Source organism: Xenorhabdus indica, from assembly GCF_014467235.1.
GTDB classification, from domain to species: domain Bacteria; phylum Pseudomonadota; class Gammaproteobacteria; order Enterobacterales; family Enterobacteriaceae; genus Xenorhabdus; species Xenorhabdus indica.
Genome location: NZ_NKHP01000001.1, coordinates 1 through 12356, shown reverse-complemented (window position 1 = coordinate 12356; position 12356 = coordinate 1). Strand labels below are relative to the sequence as shown.

The 12356-nt window shown below is 45.6% G+C and carries 4 protein-coding genes; 2 read left to right on the top strand and 2 right to left on the bottom strand.

All coding sequences use genetic code 11. From position 1 onward, the window contains the following. Positions 1-49: 49 nt before the first annotated feature. The gene (locus Xind_RS20760) at positions 50-859 is read right to left on the bottom strand and encodes a YadA-like family protein (protein ID WP_246432430.1); all 810 of its coding nucleotides are present in this window, start codon (positions 857-859) and stop codon (positions 50-52) included. A gap of 240 nt (positions 860-1099) precedes the next feature. Beyond that, positions 1100-2047, bottom strand: a complete 948-nt coding sequence (locus Xind_RS00015; RefSeq protein ID WP_052189653.1) for a LysR family transcriptional regulator — start codon at positions 2045-2047, stop codon at positions 1100-1102. A gap of 787 nt (positions 2048-2834) precedes the next feature. Here Xind_RS00015 and Xind_RS00010 point away from each other — a divergent pair. Further along, positions 2835-3656: an intradiol ring-cleavage dioxygenase gene (locus Xind_RS00010; protein ID WP_047683785.1), complete on the top strand. Its 822-nt coding sequence runs from the start codon at positions 2835-2837 to the stop codon at positions 3654-3656. 552 nt (positions 3657-4208) lie between these two features. Next, positions 4209-12356 (top strand): amino acid adenylation domain-containing protein (locus Xind_RS00005; RefSeq protein ID WP_187649194.1); only part of this gene is annotated, 8148 nt, incomplete at its 3' end.

Sequence of the window (12356 nt, the reverse complement as noted above, 5' to 3'; positions counted from 1 at the left end):
TACTTCATGTTTTTACTGACTCTATATTAGAGCAAACAGAAGAGGAAACTTACCAGCTTATACCAACACCAGCGCCAAATACTGGACTACCTGAATTATTCCAGCTGGTTGACAATCTGAGGCTGACATTTTCATTTAATTTATCCTGAATACCTAAAGCTACAGCGCTGCCATTTCTATATTGGCCTAAACCTAAACCAAGACTAAATCCGGTATTATTGCTATAAGGAATATTGCTCATTGCTGCTACGCTGGCAACACCCGCATTAGCTCGTTTTTCAATGCGGTCAATTTTATTATCGAGATAATTAACTTTTTGGTCTGTATATGATTGTAGTGTATCGAAACGTTGATCAGTATAATCATTCGCACTCTTTAATGTTTTTATATCTCCTGAAATACGTTTTTCAGTTTCATCACTAATCTTAGTGTTTAGTTCTCCCTGAATCTTACTTGTTTGAGCTCCCACCTCAGCTTTCACATGAGTTTCCACACCTTTTAATACTGTGTTGTTCACCTCAGCTTTCATATTAGCGTTCAGTTGATCTTTCACAGTCTTTATTTTATTGTCTGCGTCATCCTTCGTGTACACTTCATCCTTCGTGGCGAACGTAGTATCTACTTCAACTTTCGTGTACACATCTGCCGCATTTGCCTTCTTACCTAACTCTATATCTGACTGAGCTCTCGTATACACCTCTTCTGTTGTTGAGGTTCCGCCAGAACTTTTTTCAGCTCCTTGTACAAACGTTGTACCACTTGAACTTGCTGTAGCTGCTGCTGTCTCAGATAATAATGCAGAGGAGATCAAAACAGACAAAATTGCTAATTTACGTGGTGTAGTTTTCATATTAAACATATTAAAATTTTCCCATTATTAATGAGTGATTGGTATGTGGAACTACTAACAAAATGTATTGGCTGACATTTTGTTAATTCTTAAATTATATTCTTTAATAAACTTAATCTTTTTTAAATAAATCATTAGGTTTTTTTAATGACAAATCCTTCCTTCTCTTGTTAAGAAATACCAAATAGATTTTAGATTAATATCCGTGCATTTATGATCCTGGACAAATAAGTGACTTTATAATAAAAACTATGTTCCTATTTCTTGATATTCCAGACAGTTTTTTTTCAGGCCGTTTTTACTTTGACCTTTATAACGAAATGCCTCAATTAATTTTACAAAAGCCGATGTGTGTTGTTTTCGGCTTGGATAATAAAGAAAATATCCTGGGAAAGGTTCACACCAATCCTCTAAAACTTTAACTAACTTCCCTTCAGCAACTTGTTTTTCTACTGAGTCTTCAGGGACAATGGATAATCCAAGCCCCAAAGTAGCCGCTTCTATACGGAGATCCAGATTATTAAACGTCAACTGACCTTTTACCCGTACCCGCGTTCGCTGCCCTCCCTTAGAAAACTCCCAGGCATATAAACCTCCTAAGGTAGGCCGCCGAATATTGATACAGTTATGATTCTGCAAATCGAGCGGCGTTTCCGGTTTACCGTGAGCCGCAAAATATTCCGGCGTTCCCACGACACACACTCTCCAGTCCGGGCCAATACGTACAGCCACCATATCTTTAGCTACCAGCGTCCCCAGACGTACTCCCGCATCAAAACGACCGCTGATAATATCGGTCATACTGTTGTCCATAAACAGCTCTACATGAATATCGGGATATTCACGCACAAAAGGCTGCAATAATGGCCACACTGTAGACTGAAGCGCATGTTCTCCCAGAGTGATGCGGATATTACCTGCAATCCGGTCCCGCATATCCGTCAGTGTGATGAGATCATTTTCAATTTCATTCAAATGTGGGCTGATATTGTTAATCAGCATTTCTCCCGCTTCCGTGGGCACCACGCTGCGGGTTGTTCTGGCTAGTAGTCGAATATCCAGTCGTTCTTCCAGACTCCTTATGGCATGGCTTAATGCAGATTGCGAGAGTCCAAGTTTTGCAGCAGCACGAGTGAAACTTCTTTCATGCGCAACGACAATCAGATAAAAAATAGCCGTAAAGTTATCCTTCAGCATCTTACTCATACCCCTCTCTTCCATCAGTGTGATCCGGTTACAACGTGATCATTTTGATATATATGTTTTGATACATATGTTAAGTTCAGCAATGGGTACGAAGAGATGCTAATCAATATAACTTCCATTAACTCTAATAATATGGCTGCCATTAACTCTAATGAAAAAAGGCAGTCGTCATGTTGTAGCTAAAGATTAACACCCTAATAAATTTTGATTAATACCGGGAAAATGATAGCGGTTATGAATTTTCTTCATTAAACGGAAATAATTAACCTTATATTTTACTGGTTCTTAGTATTCAGCTTTGCAAAACATCCATATAATTATCTGTTTTTAAATAATCTTTACCCTGATTTTAGTGATAAAGGTGATTGCCATTTGGCTGAAATGTACAGCGGCCCCGGACACCGAAAATCCCCCATCGAGCTGATAATGGGGCGCTGTTTATTGTTCTGCCGATAATCTGACTGGTGGCATAGGCGGGAATAAGGAGCGAGCTAACCGGGTTCCCTAAGTTCGGCTCAAGCGGTTGAACTGAAAAACCCTCTGTTTTTTCAGGCCGGAAAGAATGCACGATAAAGTCACAGGAACTTTCATTAAGCGTGAAAACTATAAACTATATTTAATATATGTATCTAATTATTTAATACATGACCAACTTGCGCTGGCTGCCCTTTTTCAGTTTAATAGCCATTCAGCGCCTGCATTGACCTCGTACCTGGCTTTGAATGAAATCATATTATTAAATAACACATAAGGAAAATAACATATAAGGAACCACTTTATGAAAAATGAAAGAAGACTTTTTCTGAAACAGGCGAGTATTACTGGTGCAATATTTTCATTATTACCGCTGATTCCAACAGGCGCTCTTGCTTCTTCAAATAGCCAATCCAAAAGAGAGGAGGATATTAATATCGGCGTCTGTGAAATGACCCCAGAGGAAATGTCAGGCCCCTATTTTATAAATAACAAACTGTTGAGAAGGAATATAACAGAGGATGAACCAGGAATACCTCTTTTATTGACAATGAAAATAATTGATTCTGTCACCTGCAAACCTTTAAATGATATCTTTATTGATATATGGCATTGTAATGCAATGGGTAAGTATTCAGGTTGGAAATATATAAACCCAGATATCGAGGCTCCATCTGGTGGTATAGGGACGATTTCAAGAACGGATGAAAGCACATTCCTTCGTGGGGCGCAACGGACTGATAAAGAAGGCATCGTCAGGTTCACTACCATTTTCCCTGGATTTTATGCGGGAAGAGCTTTACATATCCATTTATCAGCAAGGAAGGCGAATGTACAAAAAAGACAGGAAGATAAATTCTATTTTGTAGGCCAACTCTATTTCCCTGAGGATGTATCTGAAGAAGTCATGATGAATGATATGTATTCTCCAAGGGATGTTGATAGGCTTAAAAATGAAGATGACTCCATCTTTTCTGGCGTTAAAAATAGAGCTGCAATTTTAACAGTAAAAAAGATAGGGGATAATCTATTGGATGGATTACATGGAAAGATAGTCTTATCGATTAATAAAGACAATGTGTCCAAGAAAATAACCCCTAAAGACTTGGCTAAACACACGGTATAAATGTGATTACCGAGGACAACAAACTGACAGATCATATCTAGCCTAATACACCTAACCCAATGCAAATGCAGGAGAGGCATTAAACCCCTCCTGTTATTTCTCATACTTATTCTATGCTTGTTCTTTCCCTATCATAGAAATGGAACCAGAAAACAAAAGATGCTGATCTCCTGGAAGTTGCTTCCCACCTGCTATTTCACACCTACCATTTCAATTAATATTATTGATGTTTCATTTTGATTTATTGCATTGTGATATTATTATCGCCAGCCAATTTAGTTCATTAATATCGGCCTATTTATTAGAAAAAATTACATAGGCAAATTTGATTACTACTCATCACTATTCATCTCATGAAAAAACCATCAGCAATTTTAATTACTCATATCAAAAATAAATGAAGTATCCCCCTTTTAGGATGGCAATTTAAAAAATACAGTATCTGTTTTATGAAAAATGTAACTCTTAAATATCTTCAATGGGTAACAACGTCAGATAACTCACATTTAATCCATTAGCCGAATCATTAGCCTAACTAGCAGGAGTTAAGCAATGCCTATGTCATGCAGTCGTATCAATAACGAAAAGCCACTTGCATTTGAGAATTCTTCTGTACCTTCTTGCCAATTTTCACTCAGTTCTACTCAGCAAGTCGTCTGGCTTGACCAAATTATCCGACCTGATAACCCCTGCTATAATCTTGGTTCAGTTGTTCTCATTGAAGGAAAATTGGATGAAGCTCTGTTAATGCGTGCTTTTGAAACTGTTGTTTATCGTCATGACGCATTACGTTTACGACTCATCAATACCCAAGCGTTACCCCTTCAGGAAATTGCAGAAACTTTGCCCATTTCTGTGACAATTCACGATTTCTCACAGCATACCGACGCAGAAGCCCAAGCCACGCAACATATCCGGGCAGCTTTCATGCAACCGTTCGATTTTAATGGCGCTCTGTGGCGTGCTGAACTACTACGAGTAAACGATACACGCTGGTACTGGCAATTCTGTTGCCATCATTTGATCGGGGATGCTACAAGTTTAGGCTTGATTCCTGAAGATCTTGCTTATATTTATGGCGGTTTAATCCGGGGAGAACAGCTATTCGAGCCTGCATCTTCTTATCTTGATTTTGTTACCGAAGATAACGCCTATTTCGACTCACAACGTTATGTGCAAGATCGGCAATTTTGGCTGGAACGCTATGCGAACTTACCCCCCGCATTGCTCCAACCGTTAAATCCAGAGAAAACCACCTCTCATGGGCAAACCGAGCCTTTACTTTGGCAATTAGATAACGGACTCTTTCAGCGCATTGAAGAGACGGTGACCAGGCATGGGTTGTCTGTCTTACATTTCATGTATGCCATTCTGGCGTGCTATTTCGCACGCACTCGCTATTTCTCACACAGTACCGATGCTGAGGAGATCGTTATTGGTGTTCCGGTGCATAACCGCAGGAATGCTAAACAAAAACGCACAGTAGGAATGTTTTCATCCGTTATTCCTGTTGGTATAACCATTACACCTCATGACACCTTTCTTGATGTTATGCACAAAGCCGCTGCGGAGTTACGTCGTTGTTATAAACGTCAACGTTTACCCATCGCAGAGATTAACCGGCATACACAAATCCAGCAAAAGACAGGACGCGCCCAGTTATTCGATATCATATTGTCATTTGAGTTGTTCGAAGCAAACGCTAACATGCCGGGCACTACTATATCGGATACTAATTCATCGGATACTAATTCGGGTACTATTTTCCAATACTCCGCAATACAACGTGGCACCCCATTCCCTCTCTTTATCATGCTTCGCCGATACGCATTTGCTGGCTGTGAGGATACCAATCAACCTGTCACGGTTGAGTTCAATTTCTCAACCAACTACCTGAATCGGGCAGATGTGATAGCACTTCAATCCCGTATTGCGGTATTGACAGAGGCCGCTCTTACATCGACAGAGACCCTGATTCAAAATTTACCGATTTTATCACTGACAGAACAGAACCAACTGCTGGTCAATTTCAATACCACTCAAGTGAACTTCCCGCAAGACACCCTGATCCATCAACTGGTTGAAACGCAAGTAGCACACCATCCTGACGCAACTGCCGTGATATTTGAAGATCAGGCACTGAGTTATGACGAACTCAATCACCGTGCCAATCGTCTGGCACATTATCTGATTGCGTTAGGCGTGCGCCCGGACGATAAAGTCGCTATTTGTGTCGAACGCAGTCTGGAAATGGTCGTGGGTTTGCTTGCCATCCTCAAGGCAGGTGGTGCCTATGTGCCGCTGGACCCTGCTTATCCGACCGAACGTCTGCGCTATATGCTTGAAGACGCGACTCCAGTGGCTTTGCTTACCCAGACCGCACTTGCTGATATGCTAAGCAGTGTCATGCCCGGCACATCTGTACACCAAATCATCCTCGACCCGCAAATCCCGTTTCTGGAGGAACAACCCACTCACAATCCAGACACACAATCACTGGGATTGACATCACACAATTTGGCCTATGTTATCTATACCTCAGGCTCTACCGGATTGCCTAAGGGCGTGGAAATGTCTCTGGCAGCCTTGTTTAACTTGTTACAATGGCATCGCCAGAATTTTTCACATCTCTTTGGTTCTGATAAAACAGCTCCCGGTAGAACACTGCAATTTGCAGCGCCAGGATTTGATGTTGCCTTCCAGGAAATATTTACGACTCTGTGCGAAGGCGGATGTTTGGTCTTGATGAATGAAGAAATGCGTCGAGAACCTCAACAATTCCTTCGCCTAATTCAGCAAAAACAGATAAACAGAATCTTCCTGCCTTATATTGCGCTACAGCACCTTGCCGAGGCGGCAAATCATATTGAAGGCGATTTTTCTTGTCTGGCTCATATCATTACTGCTGGCGAGCAACTGCGCATTACACCGGCCATTCGCCACTTTATACAGCGTACCGGATCATGCCAGTTGCATAATCACTATGGCCCGACTGAAAGCCATGTAGTAACGGCATACACACTGGACCAAGATGTTGAACAGTGGTCAACTTTTCCCCCTATTGGCCGCCCAATCGCCAATATTCAGATCTATATTCTCGATCCATATGGTCAGCCTGTTCCCATCGGAGTGACTGGTGAGATACATATCGCCGGAACCAGTGTGGCTCGTGGCTACCTGAATCGTCCTGAACTGACTGCCGAACGCTTCCTTATTAATCCTTTCTCTTCAAAACCAGATGCGCGCATGTACAAAACCGGCGACCTTGGCCGCTGGTTACCCGATGGCAACATTGAATACCTCGGTCGTAATGACTTTCAGGTTAAATTGCGTGGCTTCCGTATCGAACTTGGTGAAATAGAAACACAACTCGCACAATGCCACGGGATACGTGAAGCAGTCGTTCTGCTACGTGAAGATGAACCAGACCACAAGCGTCTGGTTGCCTATCTGCGACCTTTGGATGGCGCGAAACCAACCCCGGCAGAACTGCGTCAACAATTGGCTCAGCATCTTGCCGACTATATGCTACCCAGTGCCTTTGTTACGCTTGATGCTTTTCCTGTAACTCCCAACGGTAAACTCGACCGTCGTGCACTTCCCGTTCCTGATGCATCGGCTGTGGTGACACGCAGATATGAAGCGCCAATGGGGGAAATAGAAACGCGACTGGCACAGATATGGCAAGACTTGCTTGGGCTTGAGCGGGTTGGTCGTCACGACCATTTTTTTGAACTGGGGGGGCATTCATTGTTTGCCGTTCAGCTTGCTGCACGTGTGCGTCAGGTATTGGGGCGGGAATTATCACTACAACAACTTTTTGCCCAACCACTATTAGCAGACTTAGCTCAGACGCTTACCAGCGCGTTGGTCACTACTCAGATTGTTATTCCTGCCATTGATGATCGCAGCCGTCCATTTCCGCTCTCTTTCGCCCAACAACGGTTGTGGTTCCTTAGTCAGCTCGATCCTGCTGCCAGTCTGGCTTACCATATTCCGGTGTTACTGCGTCTGACGGGACAACTTAACCAACAAGCTCTCATCGTTGCATTCGAACGCCTGATTGTCCGTCATGAGAGCCTGCGCACCCGTTTCATCCTGATTGAAGGGCAGCCCTATCAGTACATCAATAATCCCGCCGATAGCAGCGTTGCTCTGTCTTATCAGGATCTGCGTTCATTGACTCCAGACGCCCACACTCAACACATCGCTGATCTTACCGCTATTGAAGCGCAGACACCTTTTGACTTCAGTCAAAGCCCTTTACTCCGCGTTCAACTGTTGCAACTGACGGACCAGACCCATATGTTGCTGCTTACCCTGCACCATATTATTGCTGACGGTTGGTCTATAGGTGTACTGGAGCACGAATTGGATGTGCTCTATCATGTCGCCCTCAATGGTCAAGGCGATCCGTTGCCACCATTGACCATTCAATATGCCGATTATGCCGTTTGGCAACGTGATTGTTTGCAGGCAACGACACTCCCTGAACAACGTGATTTCTGGCAGAAGCAACTTGCAGGTGCCCCGGCCTTGCTGTCACTTCCCACTGACCGACCACGCCCGCCAGTACAGACTTATACCGGCAGTCAGGTGCCTTTCCATCTTGATGCTACTTTATTGGCATCACTGAAAGCCGTTGGACAACGTCATCACACGACTTTGTTTATGACTATACTGGCGGCCTGGAGTATCGTACTTGCCCGGTTAAGTGGTCAGGATGATATTGTTATCGGCACCCCGGTTGCCAATCGTCCGCACAGTGAACTGGAAGGTTTAATCGGTTTCTTTGTCAATACACTGGCCTTGCGTATCACACTGGATGATTCTGCCAGCGTAACCGATCTGCTTACACAGGTTCGTGAGCGAGCACTTGCTGCCTATGCCCATCAAGATTTGCCTTTTGAGCAGGTGGTAGAAGCGTTGCAACCTGAGCGCAGCCTGAGCTACAGCCCGATTTTTCAGGTAATGCTGGCCTTAGACAATACTCCCGCCCGGAATCAAACATCGTCCGGTTTACAGATCGCTCGGATTGAGCAGACAAGTCATAGCGCGCACTTTGATTTGATGCTTTTGTTGACTGAAACTGACGCCGGCCTGACTGGTGGACTGGAATATGCTGCGGATTTGTTTGATTGTGCGACTGTCGAGCGCATGGTTGGCTATTTAACCCATATACTGACGGCAATGGTGGCCGATGAAACTCAACGTATTGCCACTCTGCCGATGCTGCCAGAAACAGAACGACAACAACTTCTGGTGGAGTTCAACGCTACAAAAGCAGATTTCCCACAGGATGCTTTGATTCACCAACTGGTTGAAACACAAGTTACCCGCACTCCCGATGCAACGGCTGTGGTATGTGGAGACCAATCGCTGAGTTATGATGAACTGAATTACCGGGCCAATCGACTGGCTCACCATCTGATTGCACAGGGGATACAGCCTGATGATCGGGTCGCCATCTGTGTTGAGCGCAATCTGAATATGGTAGTGGGTTTACTTGCTATCCTGAAAGCCGGTGGTGCCTATGTTCCGCTTGATCCGGCCTATCCTAGTGAACGACTGGCTTATATGCTGGAAGATGCTAAGCCGATAGCTTTGCTGACTCAAACAACACTCGTCGAAAAACTAAATACCCCAGTACCTACGGTAATACTTGATGACCAAGAAGCCTTCCTGACGTCACAACCTACCCACAATCTGGATGTACACGCGTTAGGATTAACATCACGTCATCTGGCCTATGTGATTTACACTTCCGGTTCTACCGGCCAGCCGAAAGGTGTGGCGATCACTCACTGTAATACAATCAATTTCCTGACCTGGGCACAACGGACTTTTGGCCGGGAAGAATTATCACACACGCTTTTTGCCACTTCGCTGAATTTTGATCTGGCGGTGTACGAATGCTTTGCTCCGCTTATTTCTGGCGGTACGGTTCATCTTGTTTCTGATGTGCTGTCACTGGTCACAACTGAACATCCCGTCAGCCTGATCAACACGGTGCCTTCCGCCATTTCGCACTTGCTTGAAGTCAATGCCGTGCCTATGACTACCCAGACGGTCAATTTAGCCGGTGAAGCATTGAAACCTCATGTCGTTGAGCATTTGTTTGCCCGCTCATCCGTACAAAACGTCTGTAACCTGTATGGCCCCTCCGAGACGACGACTTATTCAACCTGGACACGGATGAGCCGGACGACAGGTTTTGTCAGCCATATCGGCCGCCCAATCGCCAACACCCAGATCTATATCCTTGACCGCCACGGTCAACCGGTGCCTCTCGGTGTGACGGGGGAAATCCATATTGCCGGTGCGGGTGTTGCCCGTGGCTATCTGAATCGCCCCGAATTGACGGCGGAACGTTTTCTGGCTGACCCGTTTTCTCCTGTATCAGACGCCCGTATGTACAAAACCGGCGATCTCGGCCGCTGGCTGCCCGATGGTCATATTGAATACCTTGGTCGCAATGATTTTCAGATCAAACTGCGCGGTTTCCGTATTGAGCCAGGCGAAATTGAAGCCAAATTGATGCAATGTCACGGGGTACGTGAAGCCGTGGTCTTGGCACGTGAATATATTTCCGATGAAGAAAATATTTCCCACGAAAATCTTACTGGCGAGAAACGTCTGGTTGCCTATGTCCGGCCTTTAGAGGGTATTGAACTGTCTCCCGCCAATCTACGTCAACAACTTGCCCGGCAGCTCGCTGAATACATGCTGCCCAGTGCTTTTGTCATACTTGAAACTTTTCCGTTGACGCCCAACGGCAAACTTGACCATCAGGCACTGCCTGAACCGGATGTATCCGCTGTGGTTGCTCGCGGCTATGAAATTCCGGTCGGTGAAATCGAAATCACGCTGGCTGAAATTTGGCAAGAGTTGTTGGGAGTGGAACAAGTGGGTCGTCATGACCATTTCTTTGAACTGGGCGGGCATTCACTGATGATTGTTAGTCTGATCGAACGATTATATGATCTCGGCTGGCAACTTGATGTACGCAGTATATTCTCTACGCCGATCCTGAACGAAATGGCACAGGCTATTCAGGGGGACACTGAAACGTTTGCTGTGCCACCTAACTGTATCCCCGCACACAGTACTCACATCACGCCCGATATGTTGCCATTGGTTGCGCTGTCCCAGACAGAGATTGATGCCATCATTGAGGCAACCCCTGGCGGAGTGAGTAATGTACAGGATATCTATCCGTTGGCACCGCTACAGGAAGGTATCTTGTTCCATTATCTATTGCAGGAACAAGGCGATACTTATCTGTTATTGAGCCTGCTGGCCTTTGACAACCGTGAACGTCTCGATACCTTCCTTGTCGCTCTGCAACAAGTTATTGATCGCCATGATATTCTGCGTACTGCCGCCTACTGGCAAGGACTAGAGAAACCTGTTCAGGTAGTTTGGCGCAAAGCACCATTGCACGTTAACAGTTTCACTCCGGCCACAGCAGAAGACGTTCCAACTCAGTTACTGGCCCACACTGACCAGCGTTGTAATCGTCTCGACCTGAGCCGTGCCCCCCTGTTTGCCACAGATATCGCCTACGATCCGGCACAGGAAGAATGGTTGCTGGCGCTGCGCTTCCACCATCTGGTCTGCGACCATATGACACTGGCGCTGATTTTTGCCGAGATTACCCAAATACAACAGGGCCATGCCGAGGCGTTACCCGCGGCACTACCTTATCGCAATTTTATTGCTCAAACCCTGAGCGTCCCAGCTACGGTACACGAAGCCTATTTCCGCACCCAACTTGCTGATATTGACACACCGACCGCACCGTTCGGGGTGCTTTCAATGCAGAATGATAATGAACCGATTATCGAAGCCCAACTTCTGCTCGAACCGACTCTGGCAGAAGCGATCCGCACTCAAGCTCGTAGTCTGGGCGTCAGTCCGGGAGTATTGTTCCATGCAGCCTGGGCGCAGGTGTTGGCACAAATCAGCGGTTGCGATGATGTGGTCTTTGGTTCCGTGTTACTGGGCAGATTATCAGGCGGTGTTGGCACGGCCCGAACACTGGGTATGTTTATTAATACCCTTCCCGTGCGGATCTCTCTGACAGATCGCAGTGTGCAGGAAGTTATACAGGCAGCTTACCACAGCCTGACGACACTCTTGGAGCATGAACAAGCGCCATTGGTGCTGGCACAACGTTGCAGCGGTGTTACACTGCCAATGCCATTGTTCAGCACCTTGCTCAATTATCGTCACAGCCAGGCCAATGGATCTGGCATGATTGGGCCTCACCAGACAGGTATACGTCTCGTCACCATAGGAGAGCGGACTAACTACCCTGTCACTTTATCCGTGGATGATCTGGGAACCAATTTCCGCCTGACTGCCCAGACTGTGACAAGTATCGATCCAGCTCGTGTTACCCATTACCTGGCTACCACCATCAGCGGTCTGGTCGAAGCGTTGCACTGCAATCCGCAGCAGTTGATTCGGAATGTACCCGTCTTACCTCCGACAGAGCGTCAACAACTATTAGTGGACTTTAACGCCACTCAGACCGTTTTCCCACAGAACGCGCTGATCCATCAATTATTCGAGGCGCAAGCCGCGCATCATCCCGATGCCATTGCCGTCATGTTTGAAGAACAAACTATCAGCTATGGTGAACTTAACCTCCGCGCCAACCGTCTGGCGCACTACCTGATTGAATTAGGCGTACGG

Bases quoted from the DNA above. Each gene is read 5' to 3' on its own strand.
- Xind_RS20760 (WP_246432430.1), bottom strand. From the start codon at position 859: ATGTTTAATATGAAAACTACACCACGTAAATTAGCAATTTTGTCTGTT.
- Xind_RS00015 (WP_052189653.1), bottom strand. From the start codon at position 2,047: ATGCTGAAGGATAACTTTACGGCTATTTTTTATCTGATTGTCGTTGCG.
- Xind_RS00010 (WP_047683785.1), top strand. From the start codon at position 2,835: ATGAAAAATGAAAGAAGACTTTTTCTGAAACAGGCGAGTATTACTGGT.